Source organism: Rhodopila sp. (assembly GCF_965276935.1).
Taxonomy (GTDB): domain Bacteria; phylum Pseudomonadota; class Alphaproteobacteria; order Acetobacterales; family Acetobacteraceae; genus Rhodopila.
In genome coordinates this window covers 766,974-788,378 of the sequence record NZ_CBDIBS010000002.1, presented here as the reverse complement: position 1 = coordinate 788,378, position 21,405 = coordinate 766,974, and the positions used below count along the sequence as shown (strand labels likewise).

The following is a 21,405-nucleotide window of genomic DNA, read 5'->3' as shown; positions in this document are numbered from 1 at the left end:
TCGCCCACGGAGGGACGCATGCTCGCTCGTCTCAAGCACGCCACCACTGTCCCGCTTTGGACCGCCGAACTGTTGACGGGGGCAAAGTCGTTCGAGGGCAACGGCGTTATCGGCAGTCAGTGGCTCAATCAGCGTGGCTTGCATGTCGGCCGGGTGCGGCTCGCGCACCGCCTGGCGGAGGCGCGGCGCGTCCGGCTTGCCGCGGCGGTGCGGCCGGAGGATCGGATGGCGTTCGACCGCGACGGTTATGTGGTGCGGCGCGACTTCCTGCCCACCGCGACGTTTGATGCGTTGCTGGCGGAGCTGCGTGGCTATCCGGCGAAGCTGCGCGAGCGCTTCGAGGGCGACAGCATCCTGCGCAAGACGACGGTGACGCCAGACGTCCTGCGCGCGCTGCCGGCGCTTGCAAGCCTGCTCGCGACGCCGGACTGGGACGCCTTGATCCGATACGTCGGCGGGCGGGACGCGGCGCCTGTGGTGCATCTGCAGAGCATTCTTCAGCACGCCCAGACAGGGCCGCGCGACCCGCAGACGTATCCCCATGCGGACACGTTCCATCCGACCGTCAAGGCCTGGTTCTATTTGACCGATGTCGCCGAAGACGCCGGTCCGCTGACCTATGTGCCAGGCTCGCACCGCCTGACCCCGTCCCGGCTCGCGTGGGAACAACGCATGAGCCTGCGGGCTCGGCAGGCCGAGGATGAGGACACGCGGCAGGGTTCGTTCCGCATCGAGGCGGCGGATCTCGGAGAACTCGGGCTGCCGATGCCGCGGCCGCTGGCGGTGCCGGCAAACACGCTGATTGTCGCTGACACGTTCGGCTTCCACGCCCGCGGCCGCAGCCTGCGTCCGTCGCTGCGCGTGGAGGTCTGGGCGTTTGGGCGTCGCAATCCGTTCCTGCCCTGGACGCGGCTCGATCCCCTGGTGAGCGCGGTGGGGCTGCCACGGGTGGCGGACTGGCGGCTGCGGACGGGGACGCTGTTCGACCCGGCGGGCTGAGCATTGCGGCCGGACGCCCACGGTCTCGCTTTCTCGTTTTCTTCAATGATCGTCGCCGACAGGCACCCGATCCGCTCCTTTTAGCCGGGTGGCAGGACTTTAAAAGCCGCACGGGTGGAGTTGGGCCGTAGATCGGCGATCTTCTCATTTTGTGGCACCGATTATATTAGAAATACAAATTAATTTCGGTATTGTCAGACGAGCACCCGATGTGCTGCCAGCCACCTCTGACGGAGAACTCCCTTGGCTTATTCCGTTCTTAAAGCTCGTGAGATGGTGGATCACGCCATGAATCACTCATGGAGCGTCCCTGAGTTCCAGCGGGGCTTCGTGTGGAAGGCGACCCAGGTGCGCGACCTCGCTGAATCGCTTTGGCTCGATTACCCGATCGGCAATGTGCTGATCTGGGACTCGAGTTCGCAGAAAAATCCTGTTTCCGGGAAGAACATCTCGGACGGTAGTGCCCCGTCCAAGTGGTTGGTTGATGGTCAGCAACGAACGACGGCGCTGTGCATTCTCTTCGGTTGCAAGCCCTATTGGTGGTTGGCCGGCGATCAATGGAACAGCATGGTGAAAAGCTACGACATTCGCTTCGATATCGACGCGAAGAAGGAGCCGTATTTCTGGACTGCCAACGCGGCTATCCGGAAGGTCCGCACGAACCGCTACGTTCCGATCCGCAAATTGCTCGCTCTCGATAGCAACAAGGAGGCTGACGAGCAAAAACTCCGGGCATTCGCCAAGGAGATCAAAGCCGATGGTCTCTGCGATGGCATGGACGCCATGGAGGTCTATACGCGCCTCGACCGGGTTCGAAAAATTCGGGATCGTGAGATCGTCGCGATCAGCGTCAATCATGACCTGGAAGACGTGGTGGAGATTTTTGCACGCCTCAACAGCAGGGGAACGCGGGTCAAGGAGGCGGACATCTATCTTGGGATCGTCGCGGCCCGAACATCGGGCTGGGTGCGTGAAGAGTTCATGCCGTTCCTCGACAAGCTGGAGCAGCAGGGGTTTGGTCTTACGCCCAATCGCCTGTTTCAGGCGCTGACAGCAGTGGGTAACAAGAGCGTCCTCTTCCGCCAGGTTTCGGACAACTTCTGGAACAAGGAAAACATCGCGCCGGCCTGGGTAAAAACCAAACAGAGCTGGCACCACCTCGTCAAATGGCTTGAAGCGTATGGCATCGTGACAACTGATATTCTTCCATCCAATGCCATCTTTGTATCAGCCGCTGCGCTGTTCGACCGCTTCCCCTATGCAAGCCGGAAGCGAGCGTTCGAATGGATGCTTCAGGCGCAGCGCTACGGGCGATACAGCGGTTCAGCCTCGTCTTCGCTGGACGAGGATCTGAAGGAGATCGGAGAGGCCGCTGATGGGGATGAGGCAATCGACAGGATGCGTAAGCGCATCCGTGCCATCGAGGCATTTTCCTGTGACGAATTCCTGCGCGACTACTCCGATGCGCGGTTTGGTCGGCTTCTCCTCTACCTCTTAGCCTTCCGCAACAAGGCTGTGGATTGGGATAGGTCCGGAAATCGAATCGCCTTTCAAGGCAGTGAACTGGTGTCAGGGTTCAGCCCACAGTTCCACCACATCTTTCCGCGCGGCTTCCTTATAGACAAAGCGACGGGCGAGCCTCGTCCGGGGATTACGGCAGAGCAGGTTGAGGCACTGGCCAACATCGCGATCATCGGAGCCGGGGTAAACATCAGGATCAGCGACAAGGACCCACTTGCCTATTTCGAGAAATACGGCATCTGCGAGGACAAGCGCGGTCAGCAGTTCATCGAAGGACCGGTCGAGGCAATGCGTCGCGAGAACTTTCCGAAGTGGCTCAACGAGCGCGCCCAGACGCTGGCGGATGCAGCGAATACCTTTGTCTTGGAGCTGAGAGGTGTTGAAGCAGCGGCCAACGCTGCGTGATTGCCGGTCCAAGCGTCCGACTTTCTCGTTGTCTCGTTTTCTTACCTAAAGGATCGTCACCAGCAGCGAAAGACCCGCTCCTACCTGACGAAGGAGCGGCGCCTAGGGAGACCCTGTCCGGAGGGGCGTGAGTATCACTATAAAAGCTGACGAAAAGAGGCCTTGTCGAGATGTACTTTTTATAATACATTGGTGCTAGAATATATCAATGACGTGCGTGCGGCTGACAGAGATCCCGATGTTTTTCTATCACACGTCGGGCGATGTAGAGCCGGTGCTGGACTGGCTGCGGGGTCTATCGCCGGCGGACCGGCGGGAGATCGGCAGCGATCTCGCCACGGTGCAATTTGGATGGCCGATTGGGATGCTGCTCTGCCGTCCCTTGGGCAACGGCCTGTGGGAGGTCCGCAGCACCCTGCCGAGCCGGCGCATCGCGCGGTTGCTGTTTTTCGCCCATGAGGGGCGGCTCGGCGTGATGCATGGATTTATAAAGAAGACGCAGAAAACCCCGGCGGAGGATCTCAATCTGGGCCGCCGACGCATGAAGGAGATGCTGACATGACCGAAAAGAACCCTCACTGGGGCACAACCCTGAATGCGTTCCTGGACGCGGAAGGGATCCGCGAAGCGGCGAGAGCCGAGGCGGTGACGCGGGTGGTTGCCTGGCAGCTTGCTCAGGAAATGGAACGTCAGGGCATGACCAAGGCGACGCTGGCCGAAAAGATGCACACCAGCCGTGCTCAGGTAGACCGCATCCTGAAGGCGAAGGGCAACATTACGATCGAGACCCTGCAACGTGCCGCCACCCTCGTTGGCCGTGAGCTGCGGCTGGAACTGGTTTGAAAGAAAGCAGGGGATGCCACCCATCAAACGCTTCAACGAATGATGCCCGTGAGATCGGAAGCGGTGGAAATCCGTCCTCAACCACCATGCTGGCTCTTCGGGTAGCTTTGCCAAGCGCGCCAAACACGCCGGTCATCCTTGGTCCTAAGGATTGAACCAAAACCGTCAGTTCGGGTCGAGACCTCTACAGCTTGTTCAATGCGCCCCTGCTCCGCCACCGCTCGACTTGCGCATTGCCAGACATGTCGCCAATGCCAGCAGCAGCGCCGCCCCCATCAGGTAGAAGGCGTCGCTGTAGGCCAGGAAGTAGGACTGCAAGCGAATGGTCCGGCCGATCTGCACCACCGCCTCGTGCCAGGCCGTGCCGGGATCGCTGATCCCGTCAGCCAGGAAACGCGACTGTAATGACGCGATGCGCTGGCGGGTTGCCTCGTCCAGCAGCGACACGTTGCTGGTAATGATGCTGGAATGAAACTGCTCGCGCTTGGTCACGAAGGTTTCCAGCGCGGCGATCCCGATGGAGCCGCCGAGGTTGCGCATCATGTTGAACATGGCGGAGGCGGAGCCAGCATTCTCCCGCTCGATGCCGCCGGTCGCCAGGGCTGACAGCGGCGTCAGCAGCACGGACTGCCCGACGGCGCGCACCAGGTTCGGTATCAGGAGTTGGTCGGCAGCGTAATCGGTGTTGATGTCCAGGTTCATGAAGCAGCTCAATGCGAACAGCCCGAAGCCGATGGCGACCAGCAGCCGTGCGTCGATATGGCGCATCAGCAACGGCACGAAGGGGATCAGCACCAGTTGCGGCAGGCCGGTCCAGGCGAGCACCATGCCGACCTGCTCGGAATTGTATCCCTGCGTCTGCGACAGATACACCGGCAACAGATACACCGAGCCATACAGTGCCGTGCCCAGGAGCACGGCGGCCAGACTGCCCAGGCCAAAGTTCCGTCGCATCAGCAGGCGCAGATTGAGCAACGGGTTGCGCGAGGTCAGCTCGATCCAGAGAAACAGCGCCAGCGAAACAGCGGCGATGACCGACAGCCGGACGATGAACACCGAGCCGAACCAGTCGTCCTTGTTGCCTTCCTCCAGCACCGTCTGCAGGCAGGCCAGACCGATCGCCAATGTGGCGATACCGGGCCAGTCGCCGCGCCGCAGCAGGTCGAGCTTCATCGGCGCCGGCCGCAAGGATGGCCATAGCGTCGCCAGCATGATCACGCCTGGCACCAGGTTGACGTAGAAGATGTACTGCCAACCGTAGGTCTCGGTCAGGTAGCCGCCGATGGTTGGGCCGATCGCTGGGGCGAAGGTGGCGGAGACTGCAAACATCGCCAGACCGATGGGCTGCTTTGATCGCGGCAGCATTGTCAGCGTGATGGTGAACGCCATCGGGATCAGCACGCCGCCGAAGAAGCCTTGCAGCGCCCGCAGCACGATCATCTGAGTCAGGTTTTGCGCGAAGGCGCAGGCAACCGACATCACCAGGAACATGATGGTGTTGCCCAGCAGATAGCGGCGCAGGGAGAACACTGGCGTCAGGAAAGCGGTGAGCGGGATCACCACGATCTCGGCTACCAGGTAGGCCGTCGAGATCCAGCCGCCGTCATCGATGCCGGCGCCGATCGCGCCCTGGATGTTGGGCAGGGAGGCGTTGGTGATCTGGATGTTCAGCACTGCGATGAAGGCGCCGATCACCGAGCCGGACACCGCCATCCAGGTCTTCAGATCAACCTTGGGCTCAATGTCGGCCAACGGGCGGGCACTGCTCATGACACGCTCCTTTGGCGCGGGTCGCGGTTCAATGAACCGAGCCGTCCTTGGTATTGATCGTTGGTTCGACCGACATGCCGGGTCGCAGCACGTCCGCTGGGGTGCCGTGGCCATCGTCGCCGCGATCCAGCACGATCTTCACCGGCAGGCGCTGGACAATCTTGGTAAAGTTGCCGGTGGCGTTGTCCGGCGGCAGCAGGGCGAACTGCAAGCCGGTCGCCGGGGCGACGCTGTCGACGTGGCCGCTGATGTGCGCGTTCGGGAAAGTATCGACGTAGACCTCGACCGGCTGGCCGGGCCGCACCCTGGTGAGTTGGGTCTCCTTGAAGTTGGCCACGAGGTAGACCGCGTCGAGCGGGACCACGGCCATCAGCAGCGTCCCCGCCTGGACATACTGGCCGACACGCAGCGAGCGGGCGCCGACCGTGCCATCGACCGGCGCGGTGATGTTGGTGTAGCCAAGGTTCAGCCGAGCCTGCTGTTCGGCGGCGCGATAGTGCTCAAGGTGCGCCTGGGCCTTGACCCGTGCGGCCTGAAGCACCTCGACCTGCTGTTTCGCCGCGGCGAAGGCGGCACGCGCCTGCTGTAGTCCCGCCGTCCGCTGGAGCATCAGGGACGCGGTCTGCTGAATGGATTGCGTCGTGACGGCACCTGTTCTGGACAGCAGGTTGTAACGGCTTTGGTCCTGTTGAGCGAACTGCAACGCCGCGTCAGCCGATGCGACCTGCTGGTTTGCCTGTTCGATAATGGAGGTCTGCAGGTTTAGCTGGGCGTCGATGGAGCGGATTTCCGCCTGCGCGGTGTCGCGGTCGGCGATCGCCTGGCGCAGTGCGGTCTGGAAATCGCTGTCATCGATGCGGGCCAGCACCTGACCGGCCTTGACCGGCTGGTTGTCGGTGACCAGCACCTGGCTGATATAGCCGCTGACGCGGGGCGCGATCAGGGTGTTGTCGGCCTCGACATAGGCATCGTCGGTGCTGACCATGAAACGGCCGGTGCGCCAGTATTCGGTGCCGTATTGTCCGGCGGCCGCCAGGCCCAGCACCGCGAGGGTTCCCAACGCGGCCCGCTTCAGCAGACCCTTGCGCCGCGAAGCGCCAGCAGCCGGAACTCCAAGACCCGGAACTCCAAGACCGGGAACTCCAAGACCGGGTGATCCGCCGTCTATGCTCCGCTCAACCGTCGCTGTCTGTTCCATGGCAATCACCTTGTCGGCCGTTACGCTGCACTGTGTAGCGGCTGGCGGGTTGATATGCGCCTGCTGACGCCCGAGCACTCGCTTGAAAATCAGATAAGCTTCATGCTGTAGCGGCGTAAATAAGCCGGCCTGTCAACGACCACGCGACCAATCCAAAGACATCCGAGGGGTAGCAATCCGGTCATTGGTCGCGTCTGGCGAACATGGCTGTGATGGCCGGCCTCGTCATGCGTTGCCATGCGGAGGTGTGTCCGTGGTGCAGCGCGGTTCGGGCGGACCCGCGTGCCGTGCGATCCGCGGATCCGTCAGGGCCGCAACAGGGTGCGCGCGATCGCGTCCCGCCAGCCACGATATTTTTCGTCGCGCCGAGGTGCCGGCATCGCTGGCTGGAAGCGTCGTTGCGCGGACCAGCTTGCCGCGAAGGTCTCGATGTCCGGGTACAGGCCGGCCGCCATCCCCGCCAGATACGCGGCGCCGACGGCGGTGCTTTCAAGGCAGGTCGGACGGTCCACCGGCGTGGCGAGAATGTCGGCGAGGAACTGCATGGTCCAGTCGCTCGCGCTCATGCCGCCATCAACGCGGATCACGGTATCGGTATCCGACCACTTGGCACCAAGGTCGGCCTGCATCGCATCCAGCAGGTCACGGGTCTGGTAGGCGACACATTCCAGCACCGCGCGTGCCAGTTCCTTCCGCGTGGTGCCTCGGGTCATGCCAGTCAGCAGCGCCCGCGCGTCGCTGTCCCAATGCGGCGCACCAAGGCCGACGAAAGCCGGCACCATGTAGACCTGCTGCGCCGGATCGGCTTCGGCCGCCAATGCGCCGGTCTCGGCGGCGGAGGCAATCAGGCCGAGCCCGTCGCGCAGCCACTGCACTGCCGCGCCGGCAACGAAGATCGATCCTTCCAGCGCGTAGGTGCGCTGGCCGTCGAACTGGTAGGCAATGGTGGTGATCAGGCGGTGGCGGCTGGTGATCGGCTGCTGGCCGGTGTTCAGCAGCGCGAAGCAGCCGGTGCCATAGGTGGATTTCACCATGCCAGGTCGAAAGCAGGCCTGTCCGATCAGCGCGGCGTGCTGGTCGCCGGCAATGCCGCGGATCGCGATCGGCGCGCCAAAGTGGGCGCCATGGGTTTCGCCAAAGCTGCCGGCGGTATCGCGCACCTCGGGCAGCATGGCGCGGGGAACCGAGAACAGTTTCAGCAGATCTTCGTCCCAGGCGCCGCGGTGGATGTCGAACAACAGCGTGCGGGAGGCATTGGTGGCATCCGTGGCATGCACCGCGCCGTCAGTCAGCCGCCACAGCAGGAAACTGTCCACCGTGCCGAACGCCAGATGCCCGGCCTGTGCCGCTTCGCGTGCGCCATTAACAGTGTCGAGCAGCCAGCCGATCTTGGTCGCGGAGAAATACGGATCGAGCCGCAGGCCGGTGCGTTCAGCAATCATCGCGCCGTATCCGGCTTGCTCCAGCCGTTCGCAGACATCGGCGGTGCGGCGGTCCTGCCAGACGATGGCGTTGTGGATCGCCTTGCCGGTGCGGCGATCCCAGATCACCACCGTCTCACGCTGATTGCTGATGCCGAGGGCGGCGATGTCGGCAGCATCCAGGCTGGACCTGGACAAGACCTGGCGCGCGGTGGCGAGGACGGACGCCCAGATGTCCTCGGGGTCATGCTCGACCCAGCCCGGCTTCGGGTAGAGCTGGTTGAATTCCTGCTGCGCGGCGGCGATTGGCGCGACGCTCGCATCAAAGACGATGCAGCGGGTCGATGTCGTGCCCTGGTCGATGACGAGGATGTGCCTGGCCATGGGGCTCTCCGTGGGAGGTTGGAAGGCCAGGGGCGCTGCCCCTGGACCCCGCTAAGGGCCGACGGCCCTTAGAACCGGTTAATGGGATACGACGCGCGGCTGCCGTTTGCGAGGTCTGGTCATTCCGCGGCCAATCCTTCCTGCCGCAACCCGCGCATCGCGTCATCAATGCTGGCGATCTCCGCCGCACACAGGCGTAGGCCGAGCTTGGTGCGCCGCCAGACGACGTCGGCGGCGGTGCGCGCCCATTCGGTGTCCATCAGGTAACGCAACTCCGCCTCGGTCAACCCGGCGCCGAAATCCCGGCCGAGGTCCGCGTAGCATGTCGCATTGCCAAGAAGCCGGCCGATTTCGGTGCCGTAGGCGCGGAACAGCCGCCGCAACGTGGCTTCCGGCACGAACGGGTAGCGCGTCCTGGCCGCAGTCAGCCGCGGTTCAAACTTATCAGCCGGAAAGTCACCGCCAGGCAATTTCTCTCGGCCAGTCCATCCGGCGGGTCGTTTGGACACCGCGGGCAGATGGGGATGCAGCAGGGCAAGCGCGGATTCCGCAAGGCGGCGATAGGTGGTGATCTTGCCGCCGAAGACCGACAGCAGCGCCGGCGCACCGGGTGGCGCGTCCAGCTTCAGCACATAATCCCGCGTTGCCTGCTGCGGCGCGGATGAGCCGTCGTCGAACAGCGCCCGCACACCGGAGTAGCTCCAGACGACCATGTCCCGAGTGACCGGCTCGCGCAGATATTCGGCGGTCGCACGGAGCAGGTAATCGATCTCGGTGTCGCCGGCCCGCGCATCGGACGGGTCCCCGGTGTAGTCCTTGTCCGTCGTGCCGATCAGCGTGAAGTCGCGTTCGTATGGGATGACGAAGAAGATGCGGCCATCGGCATTCTGGAAGATGTAGCAGGAGTCGTGGTCGTACAGCTTGTGGACAACAATATGGCTGCCCTGCACCAGACGGACGGCGGCTTGGATGTTGGCGCGGATCACCGATCTGGCGACCTCGGCCACCCACGGACCGGCGGCGTTGACCAGCGTCCGCGTCCGGATCGTCTGCCGCTGGCCGGTGGTTTCGTCCCGCAACGCAAGGTTCCACAGCCCGTCAGCACGCTCCGCGGCGACGCAGGCGGTGCGCGGCGCGACGACGGCGCCGCGGTTGGCGGCGTCGCGGGCGTTCAGCACGACCAGGCGGGAGTCCTCCACCCAGCAATCCGAGTACTCGAAGCCGCGGGTGAAGTCAGGTTTCAGCACCGCCCCGGCGGGATCGGAGCGCAGCCGCAGCGTCCGTGTCGGCGGCAGGCGCTTGCGGCCGCCGAGGTGGTCGTACAGGAACAGGCCAAACCGGAGCAGCCAGGCGGGCCGCAGCTTTCGGTGGTGCGGCAGGACAAAGCGCAGCGGCCAGATGATGTGGGGCGCGATGCCCCACAGCACCTCGCGTTCCATCAGCGCCTCGCGCACCAGCCGGAAATCGTAATGTTCCAGGTAGCGCAGGCCGCCGTGAATCAGCTTGGTGGAGGCGCTGGACGTGCCGGAGCCCAGATCGGCGCGGTCGCACAGGAAAACCCGCAGGCCGCGTCCAGCCGCGTCGCGGGCGATGCCGCAGCCGTTGATGCCGCCGCCGATGATGGCGAGGTCATAGTCGGACTTGCTGCCCGTCACGATCATCTCGCTGGTCTGTTTCCCCACCCTATGCGCGTTTCCTCAGTTGTTTGCGCGTTTGCCCATAAAACCGATCAAACGGAAAATGCCGCGATCGGTGCCGCTATACGATCGGCGTGGCGATGGATTCGAGGTACGGTTGCTGTCCGCGTGAACGGCGGTCGGCTGGCAGCAAACGACGACCTCGCCTGATGCGACCCAAGCCTGGCGGCCTTGGGATGGCTTGCCTCGAACCACCGCTTGTTGTCCCATCGGTACCGGCGATGTCAGCTCCGGCCACCTTCGAAGAACGCAGCCACCTTGGCGAAGAAGCCTTCATGGTCAGGGCTGCCCTTGCTGCCTGTCTGCATCTCGGCCTCGAAACCTTCCAGCAACTCGCGCTGGCGTGACGTCAGGTTTTGCGGTGTTTCAACGGCGACCTGGATGAACATGTCACCGCGGGCAGCGCTGCGCAGGACAGAGAAGCCCTTGCCACGCAGTCGGAACTGGTCGCCGGTCTGGGTGCCTGCCGGGATCTTCACCTTGGCCCGCGTGCCGTCGATCACCGGGACCTCGATCTCCGCGCCCAGGGCCGCCTGGGTCATGCGCAGCGGGACGCGCATCAGGATATTGGCCTGCTCACGCTGGAAGAATTCATGCGGTCGGATCGAGATGTGCACGTACAGATCGCCGTTCTGCGCGCCCTGGCCGCCGGCCTCGCCTTCACCCGACAAGCGAATACGCGTCCCGTCCTCCACGCCGGCGGGGATGGCAACCTGAATGCTGCGTTCCCGCTGCACGGTGCCGGCGCCCTGGCAGACCCGGCAAGGGTTGCGAATTACCCGGCCCTGACCGCCGCAGGTCGGGCAGGTGCGTTCGATCAGAAAGAAGCCCTGCTGCGCACGGACCTTCCCAGCGCCCTGGCAGGTCGGGCAGGTTTCCGCGGCACGGCCCTTGTCGGCCGATCCGGTGCCCTCGCAGGTTTCGCATTTGACGCGGGTCGGCACACGCAGCGTGACCTTGCTACCGGTAAAGGCCTCGGCCAGGTCGATCTCGACGCCCTGGCGCAGGTCAGTCCCGGTGCGCGTGCGCCCGCCACCCCGCCGGCCGCCCATACCGAACATCTGGTCGAAAATGTCGCCGAGGTCGCCGCCGGCGGAGAAGTCGAAGCCGCCCATGCCGGCGCCACCGCCACCACCGCCTTGCTCGAAGGCGGCATGGCCAAAGCGGTCATAGGCGCCGCGCTTCTGGTCGTCCTTCAGCACGTCGTAGGCCTCGCTGACCTCCTTGAACCGTGCCTCCGCCGGTTTGTCACCGGGGTTGCGGTCCGGGTGGTATTGCATGGCGAGCTTGCGGTAGGCCCTTTTAAGGTCGTCCGCACTCGCGTCCCTTGCCACTCCCAAGGTGGCGTAATAATCCTGCTTGGCCATCTCAGCCTTTCATACCGCGGGCACGCAGCGTCTGTCTTGTGGTGCCTCAAAACGCGTTGCGCCCGCCTTCGGTGGAAGGACGGGCGCAACCCTCATATCAGACAGCCCGTGTCTCTCAGGCGGACTTTTTCTTCTTTTCGTCGACTTCCTCAAATTCCGCGTCGACAACCTTGTCGTCAGCCGCGGCGGTGCCTGGGCCTTGATCGCCCGGCTCACCGCCACCGGCTTGCTGAGCGGCTTCGGCCTTGTACATCGCCTCGCCGATCTTCATCGCGGCCTGGCTGAGCCGTTCCGTCGCCTGCTTCAGCGCCTCGGTGTCGGTGCCTTCAAGCGCCGACTTCGCGGCGGCAAGCGCGGCTTCGGCCTCGCCCTTCTCCTGCGCGCCCAGCTTGTCGCCATGCTCCTTCAGGTTCTTCTCCACCTGATGCGACAGGCTTTCCGCGTGATTGCGAGCTTCCACCGTCTCACGCCGCTGCTTGTCGGCCTCGGCGTTGGCTTCGGCTTCCTTCACCATGCGCTTGATGTCGGCTTCGGACAGACCGCCGCTGGCCTGGATACGGATCTGCTGCTCCTTGCCGGTGGCCTTGTCCTTGGCGGAGACCGAGACGATGCCGTTGGCGTCGATGTCGAATGTCACCTCGATCTGCGGCACGCCGCGTGGCGCCGGCGGCAGGCCGGTCAGGTCGAAGTTGCCCAGCAGCTTGTTGTCCGACGCCATCTCGCGTTCGCCCTGGAACACCTTGATGGTGACGGCCTGCTGGTTATCGTCGGCGGTCGAGAAGGTCTGGCTCTTTTTCGTCGGGATCGTCGTGTTGCGATCGATCAGCCGGGTGAACACGCCGCCCAGCGTCTCGATCCCCAAGGACAATGGAGTCACGTCCAGCAGCAGCACGTCCTTGACGTCGCCCTTCAGCACGCCGCCCTGCACGGCGGCGCCGATGGCGACGACCTCGTCAGGATTGACGTTGCGCGCCGGGTCCTTGCCGAAGAAGGACTTCACCGCCTCGATGACCTTCGGCATGCGGGTCATGCCGCCGACCAGGATGACCTCCTGGATCTCGTTGGCGGTCACGCCGGCATCCTTCAGCGCGGCGCGGCAGGGCTGCATGGTGCGGCTGATCAGGTCGTCTACCAGTGATTCCAGCTTCGCCCGCGACAGCTTCATCACCAGATGCTTCGGCCCAGAGGCGTCCGCGGTGATGAACGGCAGGTTGATCTCGGTTTCCTTTGACGACGACAGCTCGATCTTCGCCTTTTCCGCGGCTTCCTTCAGGCGTTGCAGCGCGAGCTTGTCGCGGCGCAGGTCAATGCCCTGTTCCTTGCGAAACTCGTCGGCCAGATAGTCGATGACGCGCAGGTCGAAGTCCTCGCCGCCAAGGAAGGTGTCGCCGTTGGTCGACTTCACCTCGAACACGCCGTCGCCGATCTCCAGCACGGAGATGTCGAAGGTGCCGCCGCCAAGGTCGTAGACCGCAATGGTGCCGGCGGACTTCTTGTCCATGCCATAGGCAAGCGCGGCGGCCGTCGGCTCGTTGATGATGCGCAGCACGTCCAGGCCGGCGATGCGGCCGGCATCCTTGGTGGCCTGACGCTGGCTGTCGTTGAAGTAGGCCGGAACAGTGATGACCGCCTGGGCGACCGGCTCCCCGAGATAAGCCTCGGCGGTTTCCTTCATCTTGCCAAGAATGAACGCGCTGATCTGGCTGGGAGAATATTTCTCCCCGCGGCATTCGACGAACGCGTCGCCGTTGTCGCCGCGAGCGATGGCATAGGGAACCATGCCCTTGTCCTTGGCGACCAGCGGATCGTCATAGCGGCGGCCGATCAGGCGCTTGATGGCATAGAGCGTGTTGGTCGGATTGGTCACCGCCTGGCGCTTCGCCGACTGGCCGACCAGACGCTCACCGCTGTCGGTAAAGGCCACCATGCTGGGTGTGGTGCGTGCGCCCTCGGCGTTCTCGATAACGCGGACGTCCTTGCCTTCGAGGATTGCAACGCAGGAATTGGTGGTACCAAGATCGATACCAATGACTTTGCTCATTAAGTAGCTCCTTTCAGCGGACCGCCTCGGCCCGAAGCACCGATGCGAACCCTTAGTGAATGCATTTGATGTATGAGACGGACCCCGCCTGAGCAAGGGCCGGCGCGGGATTTTTCATACTGTTTTGTCACAAGTTGCCTGCTTTGTAACAAGTTGCCCGCTTTATAACAAGGTGCTGGGGATCAGCCTTGGCCGGAGCCGGTCAGTTCCGCCGTGGGTGCCTTGGCGACGACAACCATGGCCGGACGCAACAGCCGCCCGTTCAGGGTCCAGGCCGACGACCAGGCCTGCATCACCGTGCCTGGCGCATGCAGGTCGCTGTCCTGCTCCGCCATCGCCTGATGCAGGTTCGGGTCGAACGGCTGGCCTACCGGATCGTCCCGCTTGATCCCGTTCCGCTCCAACGTACCAATGAAGCTGCGTTCCACACCTTCCAGGCCCTCGCGGACCTTGATCAGGATGTCGGGCAGGCCTTCCTCGCCCTGCGGCAGGCTGGCGATGCCACGCCGCAGGTTTTCCGCCGCCTCCACCACGTCGGTGGCAAATTTCTGCACGGCGTATTGACGGGTGTCGTCCACGTCCTTGCGGGCGCGCGCGCGCACATTGGCGTTCTCCGCCTCGGCTCGCATCCATCGCTCTTTCATTTCGACAGCTTCGGCTTCCAGCGCGGTGATACGATCGGTGGCGATCTGCATCATCTGGTCCAGGGTCAGTTCCTGACCCAGATCCGGTGGTGCGGCATCCGGTTCGGCCGCGGGTTGTTCTTGCATGTGTTCCTGGGGTTGCTGATGTTCGACGCTCATGGCGGCCATCAGTTAGGGCGGCATCGGCGCCGGAACAAGCGGGAAGGTGAGGTAACTTGTCCCGCTGTCAGCCGAGCAAGCCGTGGTCAGCCCAGTAGTTGGCCGATGACGCGGGCGGTGTAATCCACCACCGGAATGATGCGGCCGTAATTGATGCGGGTCGGGCCGATCACACCGATGGCGCCGACGATCCGGCCGCCGTCGCTGCGCGCCGGTGCCACCACCATCGCGACGCCGGAGGTCGTGAATACGCCGCTTTCGGCGCCAATGAAGATGCGGACGCCATCGGATGTTTCCGCCAGTTCGAGTAGGCGCAGCATGGTCTCCTGCGCTTCCAGCCGTTCGAACAGCGACTGGATGGCGGTCAGGCGTTCAATCTGTGTGACATCGGACAGCAGGCGCGCCTGGCCGCGGACGATCAGGCTGCCGGAGCGGCCCTCGCCGGTCCAGGTCGCCAGGCCGGCCGCCACGACAAGGGTGGACAGCGCGTCAAGCTCGGTACGGTTGGCAGCGATTTCCTCGGCCACCACGCGGCGCAGTTCGGCCAGCGGGCGGCCGGACAGCCGAGCGTTGAGAAAATTGCTGGCCTGTTGCAACGCCGAGGGCGGCAGGCCGGGGGGCGTTTCGATCACCCGATTTTCCACATGCCCATCGCTGTTCACCAGCACCACCAGCGCTCGGCCTGAACCGAGCGGGACGAATTCGATGTGGCGGAGCGCGCCTTCGGATTTGGGGGCGAGGACCAATCCGGCCGCGGCGGACAGACCGGAGAGCATCGAACTGGCCTCCGCCAGGGTGTCTTCCAGGCTGCGGCCGGAGGCGCCGAGGGCGGCGGTGATGGACTCGCGCTCGTCTTCGGTCAGTTCACCGAAGTTCAGCAGGCCGTCGACGAACAGACGGAGGCCCTGGTCGGTCGGCAAGCGGCCGGCGGAGGTGTGCGGCGCGAACAGCAGCCCGGAGTCGGTCAGGTCGGCCATCACGTTGCGTATGGTCGCCGGTGACAGGCTCATTGGCAGGCGGCGCGCCAGGGTGCGGCTGCCGACCGGTTCGCCGGTCTGGACGTATTGCTCGACGATCTCTCGCAGGACGGCAGCGGATCGTGCGTCCAGGCCTGGCGGAAGCGGCGGCGTGGCGGCCCCGAACGCAGATGAGCGGCCGTGGAAGCGCGGAAAACGGCCTTGCGACGGAGCAGACATATTCATCAGTTGCACTCCAACCGAAGACCTTAACTCATCCGCCAGTAATGCGCAATGCTTTGTTAAAGTGCGGAAGTTGGCCGCGACCTACTGGCCTTCCCCCCAGCGGCCATTTTGCGGGCGCGGGTCGGTGAGCACCGTGTGGGAGATGTCCGACGATCATTTTGTCCGCTTTCAAGCGATGGCGCCAGCGTCGACAGATAGATCGGGCATGGCCTGTCGATGTCTATTTGATGGACAGCTATTTCCGCACGCCAAAGCGAAAGATCGTCGTGCTGTCGAAGACCTGCCCCGGCTTGAGTTCGGTCGTCGGGAAGTCCGGGTGGTTCGGGCTGTCGGGGAAGTGCTGGGTTTCCAGCGTGAAGGCGGCGTATTGGCCGTAGCGACCGCCGATGCCGGTATATGATCCATTGAAGAAGCCGGCGGTGTAAATCTGCACCCCAGGCTCGGTGGTCAGACAGTCCAGCGTGCGCCCGCTGCCCGGATCGAAGGCACGCACCGCCGGCTGCGGCCGCGCGGGGTCGCCGTGCTTGTTCAGCACCCAGTTCTGGTCGTAGCCATCCGCAATGGCGAGTTGCTCATTCTTGTCGTGTATATGCGCGCCGATCGCGGTCGGCTTGCGGAAGTCGAACGGAGTGCCGTTGACCGACGCGCGCTGTCCGAGGGGGATCTGGCTCCTGTCGAGCGGCAGGTACTGGTCCGCGTCCACGGTCAGGATCTGGCCGAGCACGCCGCCGGGCGACCCGGCCCCGGCCAGGTTGAAGTTCATGTGGTTCGTCAGATTGATCACCGTGTCCTGGTCGGTCATCGCCTCATAGTGGATGGCGAATACAGCGTCCTCCGACAGCGTGTAGGTAACGCTGACCCGCAGCGTGCCGGGATAGCCTTCCTCACCATCGATGCTGGTGTAGGTCAGCCGTGCGCGAACGCTTTGGCCGGAGGTCGCGTCCGGCTGCACGTTCCAGACCCGCTTGTCGAACCCTCTCTTGCCGCCGTGGATCGTGTTCGGCGGATCAGAGAGCGCGAGTTGATACTCATGGCCGTCCAGGCTGAAGCGGCCTCGGGCGATCCAGTTCGCATAGCGTCCGATAAGCGCGCCGAAATAGAGTTCATTTTCCGCGTTCTTGGTCTCGTAGTCGCGCAACGTCGGAAAGCCGAGCACGATGGGGGCGCGATGACCTTGCCGGTCCGGTGTCGTAAGGTCGGTGATGGCGCCGCCGTAGTTCATGAAGCTCACGCTCACGCCGCCGCGGGTGGCCATGGTGTATCGGGTGACCGGCTTGCCGTCCGCTGTCGTGCCGAACGGCGCGCTGGTCAGCGATGCGGCCTTGGCGGGCGCCGTCGCCAGGACTGACGCGAGGCACACGGCTACGCGGCTTCGCTGGCTAGCCTTCATTGTGGTCGCGTCCGCCGCCACCCCAGGCCGCGCCGCCTCTACCGTCATGCCCGGGCGACCGAGCCCGCGAGGGAGGCTTGATCCGGGCACCCGTGCATGGACCTAAGTTATTGCGTTTCAATAGCTTCAGCCGACGCGGGGGCCAAGTCAACCCTCCCTCGCGCGCTCGGTCGCCCGGCCATCACAATGTTAAGGCAGTGCCCAGCGGTCAATCCCGACGGTTGATATGAGAGGCGAGGTTCAGGGCGATCTGCATATCGCCCACCTCCGCCAGGCCTTGGCCGAGACGTGGGATGCGCCGCCCTGGCCCGGTTCGTCACGTCTTCAACGTTGATACAATGCCAGAGCATTATTCAGGAAGAAGCCGCGCTTCTTGTCCTCCGCCAGCGGCATCGGCAGCACCTGCGCCGGATCGTCGTAATCCCAGTGCGGGTAGTCCGTCGCGAACAGCAGCCGGTCCCAGCCAATCCAGTCGATCGCGTCCAGCACATGCGCCCGGTTCGCCGGTTCCTCCATCGGCTGCGTCGTCAACCAGACATGCTCGCGGATCGTCTCGCTCGGCAGCCGCTTCAGGTGCGGCGTCTCCTGCTTCAGCCGATGCCATAGCTTGTCCAGCCGCCAGGCCAGCGACGGCACCCAGGCGAAGCCCGCCTCGATCAGCACCAGCCGGAGGTTCGGCACGCGCTCGAACACGCCCTCAATCACCATCGAGGTCAGGAAGCTCTGGGACGACTGAGCGTGGCCGACCATGTCCTCGATATAATACGATGGCCAGCCGGCGCCGCTGACCGGAAAGCCACCGAAGCCGAAGGCGTGAACGCCAACCGGAAGGCCCGCGGCGGCGGCGGCCTGATAGATCTTCCAGTAGCGCTTCTGCCCCGGTGGCTCGCTGGTGCGGCTCAACATCAGCACCTGCACGAAGCGCGGATCGCCGGCGTAGCGCTCGATTTCCTGGACCGCCGCCTCGGCGTCCTCATACGGCACGACGATGGAGCCTTTCAGCCGAGGCTCCGGCGCCAGCCACTCCGCGATCAGCCACTCGTTCATCGCGTGGCAGACGGCGGCGCCGAGGTCGCGGTTCTGGAAGCTCTGGCCGTTGTCGCCGGTGGCGTTCAACACGCCCAGCACGCAGTTGTTGGTGTCCAGCAACTGCTGCCGCAGGAAGGGCAGGGAGGTGCCCGGTCTGCCGCCCGGCGGCCAAGCGTCGCGGCGGGATGCGTTGGGCTGCCCCTTGGGGTATGCCGGTCCGGCCTGGTAGGCCTGGCGCGGGCGAGACCCGAACATCCGCAAATGCTCGATCCAGCGTTGCTCGAGATAAGGATGCAGCGCCTTGTCGTGGCCGCGCTGCGGATGGATGTCGCAATCCGCCGTCGCCAGCTTCGACTGGTTGGCCGCCCGCGGCAGCGGCTTGGAGGCAACCTGGATATTCATCGTGCCGTCTCCGTCAAGCGAAGGTCAACGTATTGCCTGATGTCGTCAGTAGCCTGCTGATCCCCTACATCCGCCGCAAGGCGTGACGAGCTTTCGGGGCAGGACACCAGGATCATGCGCCTGGCCGGACCGGAACGCCAGCATAGCTCTCCAGGTTCGCGGGTCTTGCGGTGGTTGGCGCCAAGCCGGAAGGCCCGGACGAACATGGGTCCTCGGCCGGCTGGCGCGTCAGAGCGTGCTGATGTCCAGCCGTTTGTAGGTGTCACGCGGATTGTCGATCATGATCTTGCGAACCAGCGACGGCGACAATCCGGCCGGCAGGACATCGTCTCCGTCGAATTGCCAGTGTGGATAGTCGGTCGAGAACAGCAGCAGTTCATCCGAATCCATGTGTTGCATCAGCTTCTCGAGCATGGCTTCGTTTGGCGGCGCGTCGCAGGGCTGGATCGTCAGGCGCACATTCGACTTCACCACCTCGGTTGGCGAGCGGTCCAGCCACGGCACCTCCATCCGCAAGCCGCGCCAGAACTTGGTCAGCCGCCACAGGTGCGCCGGCAGCCAGGTGAAGCCGGATTCAAGCAGCACCACCTTCAGGTCCGGATATTTGGCGAACACGCCCTCGCAGATCAGTGACGACAACGCCTGCTGAAACCCCACCGCCTGGGCGGCATAGTCCTCGGTGTAGTAGGTTGGCCAGCCGATCGAGGTGACCGGCTGGCGATACGCGCTGCCGGCATGGATGCCGATAGTCAGGCCATGTTTCACCGCCGCGGCGTAGATCGGCCAGTAGTGCCGCTTGCCGAGCGGCATGTCGCCCATCACCAGCAACAGCACCTGGACGAAACGCCGGTCCGGCGCGACGCGCTCGATCTCCTCCACCGCCAGCTCGGGGCTTTGCGCCGGCACGACGATGGACGCGCGCAGCCGGGGCTCCTTGTCCAGCCACTCCGCCGTCATCCAGTCGTTCACCGCGCGGGCGAAACCGGCGCCCATGTCCTCGCTGAACAGCAACTGCACGCCATACAGGCAGTTGGCGATGGCGATGCTGGTGCGGAACGGATCCAGGGCATGCCGGCGCAGCAGGCCAAGGTCGGCGCCCGGTCTGATCCCCTCCACCCGCCAGTCGGGACGCGCGCTCAACGGTGAATTGGCGGGGTAGGCGATCGAGTTCAGCTCGTGCACGCCGCGCTGCACGACGATGTCGCGCCAATGGTCGGATAGGTAGGGGTAAAGCGCCTTCAGGTTCGGCACCGCCGGATGGATATCGCAGTCGATGCCGCCGCTCTCAATCGGACTCATGCTGTCGCCTTTGCCGGACACCTGTCACCCGGCGTTTGCCGGACGCCGTATCAACCGGCGATTGCCTGGACAGTCTCACGCCCATTCCAAAACGCCAAGCCGAGTGCGGAGGCCACCGAACACCGTTGCGAGCCGATCGGGACACTGTATGGTCCGCGCCGCATCGACCAGGGAACCACCACCATGCGCCCATCCGGCCGCGCGGCTGACATGCTCCGCGAAGTCTCCATCACCACCGGCTTTGCCCGCCATGCCGAGGGATCCTGCCTGATCCGCATGGGGGGCACCGAAGTGCTCTGCGCCGCCAGCGTCGAAACCCGCGTGCCGCCGTTTCTGCGCAACACCGGCCTGGGCTGGGTGACCGCCGAATACGGCATGCTGCCGCGCGCCACCCACACCCGCGGCGACCGCGAGGCCGCGCGCGGCAAGCAATCCGGCCGGACCCAGGAAATCCAGCGCCTGATCGGCCGCAGCCTGCGCGCCGTGGTGGACCGCGCCGCCATGGGCGAGATGTCGATCACGCTGGACTGCGACGTGCTGAACGCCGACGGCGGCACCCGCTGCGCCTCGATCACCGGCGCCTGGGTGGCGCTGTCGCTGGCATTCCGACATCTGGTGAAGATGAACGTGATCAAGACCATCCCGCTGACCGGTCAGGTCGCCGCGGTGTCCTGCGGCATCGCGGCGGGCACCTCGGTGCTGGATCTGGACTACGACGAGGATTCTGGCGCCGATGCCGATGCCAACTTCGTCCTGACCGGTACCGGCGGCATTGTCGAGATCCAGGGAACCGCCGAGAAGGCGCCGTTTTCCGAAGCCCAGTTCCTGGAGCTGATGGCGCTGGCCCGCAAGGGCACCGACGCGCTGTTCATCCTGCAACGCCAGGCGCTTGGTGACTGATGGCACGGAAGCTTGAGCGCGGCGCGAAACTTGTCCTGGCCAGCCACAATCCCGGCAAGCTGAGGGAGATCGAGGCGCTGCTGCGGCCGCTGGGGGTGGATGTCGTCTCCGCCGGGACCCTGGGTCTGCCTGAACCGGTCGAGGATGCGCCGGACTTCGCCGGCAACGCGCGCATCAAGGCATTGGCGGCGGCGACCGCGACCGGGCTGCCCGCCCTGTCCGACGATTCCGGGCTTTGCGTCGCGGCGCTGGACGGCGCGCCCGGCGTGCTGTCCGCCCGCTGGGCCGGACCATCAAAGGATTTCGCCCGCGCCATGGCGCTGGTGAACGAGCGGATCGGCGCGAACCCCGAGCGGCGCGCCTGGTTCATCGCGGCGCTCTGCCTCGCCTGGCCGGACCGGCACACCGAGACATTCGTTGGCCGCATCGACGGGCAGGTGATCTGGCCGCCCCAGGGCGACATGGGCTTCGGCTATGACCCGATGTTCGTGCCGGCCGGGGGAAAGCAGACGTTCGGGGAGATTGATCCGACAGAAAAACATGCCATCAGCCACCGCGCCCACGCCTTCGCTCAGGTGCTGGCCGCCTGCTTCGGCTGACGCGATGGCTTGAGCCGGCCGCCGCATGCTGTAACATCATGCGGATGAAACCCAGGCGATGTGTCGGCATGTGGATCGATGGCGTGGGCCGGGGCATGGACCGGGGCATGGGCCGACTGACTTAGCAAGGAAACC

17 protein-coding genes are annotated in these 21,405 nt (G+C 64.5%); 6 read left to right on the top strand and 11 right to left on the bottom strand.

Annotated elements, in window-relative coordinates:
* Positions 1-18 precede the first annotated feature (18 nt).
* From ACQY4S_RS06695 to ACQY4S_RS06680, 4 genes are all read left to right on the top strand, one after another.
* Entirely contained in the window at positions 19-999 is a 981-nt protein-coding gene (locus ACQY4S_RS06695) for a phytanoyl-CoA dioxygenase family protein (RefSeq protein ID WP_428484405.1), read from the top strand.
* 243 nt (positions 1,000-1,242) lie between these two features.
* Positions 1,243-2,925, top strand: a complete 1,683-nt coding sequence (locus ACQY4S_RS06690) for a GmrSD restriction endonuclease domain-containing protein (protein ID WP_428484404.1) — start codon at positions 1,243-1,245, stop codon at positions 2,923-2,925.
* A gap of 208 nt (positions 2,926-3,133) precedes the next feature.
* Positions 3,134-3,487 carry a type II toxin-antitoxin system RelE/ParE family toxin gene (locus ACQY4S_RS06685; RefSeq protein ID WP_428484403.1) on the top strand — a complete coding sequence of 118 codons (354 nt, stop codon included), beginning with the start codon at positions 3,134-3,136 and terminating at the stop codon, positions 3,485-3,487.
* Positions 3,484-3,768, top strand: a complete 285-nt coding sequence (locus ACQY4S_RS06680) for a helix-turn-helix domain-containing protein (RefSeq protein ID WP_428484402.1) — start codon at positions 3,484-3,486, stop codon at positions 3,766-3,768. The genes ACQY4S_RS06685 and ACQY4S_RS06680 overlap by 4 nt, the downstream gene beginning before the upstream one ends.
* 195 nt (positions 3,769-3,963) lie before the next feature.
* On the opposite strand, the gene ACQY4S_RS06675 is transcribed toward ACQY4S_RS06680, so the two are convergent.
* From ACQY4S_RS06675 to ACQY4S_RS06625, 11 genes are all read right to left on the bottom strand, one after another.
* Entirely contained in the window at positions 3,964-5,538 is a 1,575-nt protein-coding gene (locus tag ACQY4S_RS06675; protein WP_428484401.1) for an MDR family MFS transporter, read from the bottom strand.
* Positions 5,539-5,566: 28 nt separating this feature from the next.
* Positions 5,567-6,736: an HlyD family secretion protein gene (locus ACQY4S_RS06670; RefSeq protein ID WP_428484400.1), complete on the bottom strand. Its 1,170-nt coding sequence runs from the start codon at positions 6,734-6,736 to the stop codon at positions 5,567-5,569.
* Between the two features lie 305 nt (positions 6,737-7,041).
* Entirely contained in the window at positions 7,042-8,541 is a 1,500-nt protein-coding gene (glpK, locus tag ACQY4S_RS06665; RefSeq protein ID WP_428484399.1) for a glycerol kinase GlpK, read from the bottom strand.
* Between the two features lie 119 nt (positions 8,542-8,660).
* Complete coding sequence (gene glpD, locus ACQY4S_RS06660; protein ID WP_428484650.1) at positions 8,661-10,202, bottom strand: glycerol-3-phosphate dehydrogenase; 1,542 nt, start codon at positions 10,200-10,202, stop codon at positions 8,661-8,663.
* Positions 10,203-10,462: 260 nt separating this feature from the next.
* Positions 10,463-11,605 carry a molecular chaperone DnaJ gene (gene dnaJ / locus ACQY4S_RS06655; RefSeq protein ID WP_428484398.1) on the bottom strand — a complete coding sequence of 381 codons (1,143 nt, stop codon included), beginning with the start codon at positions 11,603-11,605 and terminating at the stop codon, positions 10,463-10,465.
* A gap of 115 nt (positions 11,606-11,720) precedes the next feature.
* Positions 11,721-13,646, bottom strand: coding sequence for a molecular chaperone DnaK (dnaK, locus tag ACQY4S_RS06650; protein ID WP_428484397.1), 1,926 nt, complete (start codon positions 13,644-13,646; stop codon positions 11,721-11,723).
* A gap of 182 nt (positions 13,647-13,828) precedes the next feature.
* Positions 13,829-14,416, bottom strand: a complete 588-nt coding sequence (locus ACQY4S_RS06645) for a nucleotide exchange factor GrpE (protein ID WP_428484396.1) — start codon at positions 14,414-14,416, stop codon at positions 13,829-13,831.
* Between the two features lie 119 nt (positions 14,417-14,535).
* Positions 14,536-15,645 carry a heat-inducible transcriptional repressor HrcA gene (gene hrcA / locus ACQY4S_RS06640; protein WP_428484649.1) on the bottom strand — a complete coding sequence of 370 codons (1,110 nt, stop codon included), beginning with the start codon at positions 15,643-15,645 and terminating at the stop codon, positions 14,536-14,538.
* A 241-nt stretch (positions 15,646-15,886) separates the two neighbouring features.
* Complete coding sequence (locus ACQY4S_RS06635) at positions 15,887-17,089, bottom strand: aldose epimerase family protein (protein WP_428484395.1); 1,203 nt, start codon at positions 17,087-17,089, stop codon at positions 15,887-15,889.
* Between the two features lie 276 nt (positions 17,090-17,365).
* A complete protein-coding gene (locus ACQY4S_RS06630; protein WP_428484394.1) occupies positions 17,366-18,472 on the bottom strand; it encodes an amidohydrolase family protein in 1,107 nt (368 codons plus the stop codon).
* A gap of 228 nt (positions 18,473-18,700) precedes the next feature.
* Entirely contained in the window at positions 18,701-19,771 is a 1,071-nt protein-coding gene (locus ACQY4S_RS06625) for an amidohydrolase family protein (RefSeq protein ID WP_428484393.1), read from the bottom strand.
* 183 nt (positions 19,772-19,954) lie between these two features.
* Between ACQY4S_RS06625 and rph the strand changes: the two genes are divergently transcribed.
* Both rph and ACQY4S_RS06615 read left to right on the top strand, forming a co-directional pair.
* Positions 19,955-20,671: a ribonuclease PH gene (gene rph / locus ACQY4S_RS06620; RefSeq protein ID WP_428484648.1), complete on the top strand. Its 717-nt coding sequence runs from the start codon at positions 19,955-19,957 to the stop codon at positions 20,669-20,671.
* On the top strand, positions 20,668-21,270 hold the full coding sequence (locus tag ACQY4S_RS06615; protein ID WP_428484647.1) for a non-canonical purine NTP pyrophosphatase: 603 nt from the start codon (positions 20,668-20,670) through the stop codon (positions 21,268-21,270). The genes rph and ACQY4S_RS06615 overlap by 4 nt, the downstream gene beginning before the upstream one ends.
* Positions 21,271-21,405: the final 135 nt, after the last annotated feature.

Coding starts and splice junctions, on each gene's coding strand:
- ACQY4S_RS06695 (WP_428484405.1), top strand. CDS start 19: ATGCTCGCTCGTCTCAAGCACGCCACCACTGTCCCGCTTTGGACCGCC.
- ACQY4S_RS06685 (WP_428484403.1), top strand. CDS start 3,134: ATGACGTGCGTGCGGCTGACAGAGATCCCGATGTTTTTCTATCACACG.
- ACQY4S_RS06680 (WP_428484402.1), top strand. CDS start 3,484: ATGACCGAAAAGAACCCTCACTGGGGCACAACCCTGAATGCGTTCCTG.
- ACQY4S_RS06675 (WP_428484401.1), bottom strand. CDS start 5,538: ATGAGCAGTGCCCGCCCGTTGGCCGACATTGAGCCCAAGGTTGATCTG.
- ACQY4S_RS06670 (WP_428484400.1), bottom strand. CDS start 6,736: ATGGAACAGACAGCGACGGTTGAGCGGAGCATAGACGGCGGATCACCC.
- glpK (WP_428484399.1), bottom strand. CDS start 8,541: ATGGCCAGGCACATCCTCGTCATCGACCAGGGCACGACATCGACCCGC.
- glpD (WP_428484650.1), bottom strand. CDS start 10,202: ATGATCGTGACGGGCAGCAAGTCCGACTATGACCTCGCCATCATCGGC.
- dnaJ (WP_428484398.1), bottom strand. CDS start 11,605: ATGGCCAAGCAGGATTATTACGCCACCTTGGGAGTGGCAAGGGACGCG.
- dnaK (WP_428484397.1), bottom strand. CDS start 13,646: ATGAGCAAAGTCATTGGTATCGATCTTGGTACCACCAATTCCTGCGTT.
- ACQY4S_RS06645 (WP_428484396.1), bottom strand. CDS start 14,416: ATGCAAGAACAACCCGCGGCCGAACCGGATGCCGCACCACCGGATCTG.
- hrcA (WP_428484649.1), bottom strand. CDS start 15,645: ATGTCTGCTCCGTCGCAAGGCCGTTTTCCGCGCTTCCACGGCCGCTCA.
- ACQY4S_RS06635 (WP_428484395.1), bottom strand. CDS start 17,089: ATGACGGTAGAGGCGGCGCGGCCTGGGGTGGCGGCGGACGCGACCACA.
- ACQY4S_RS06630 (WP_428484394.1), bottom strand. CDS start 18,472: ATGAATATCCAGGTTGCCTCCAAGCCGCTGCCGCGGGCGGCCAACCAG.
- ACQY4S_RS06625 (WP_428484393.1), bottom strand. CDS start 19,771: ATGAGTCCGATTGAGAGCGGCGGCATCGACTGCGATATCCATCCGGCG.
- rph (WP_428484648.1), top strand. CDS start 19,955: ATGCGCCCATCCGGCCGCGCGGCTGACATGCTCCGCGAAGTCTCCATC.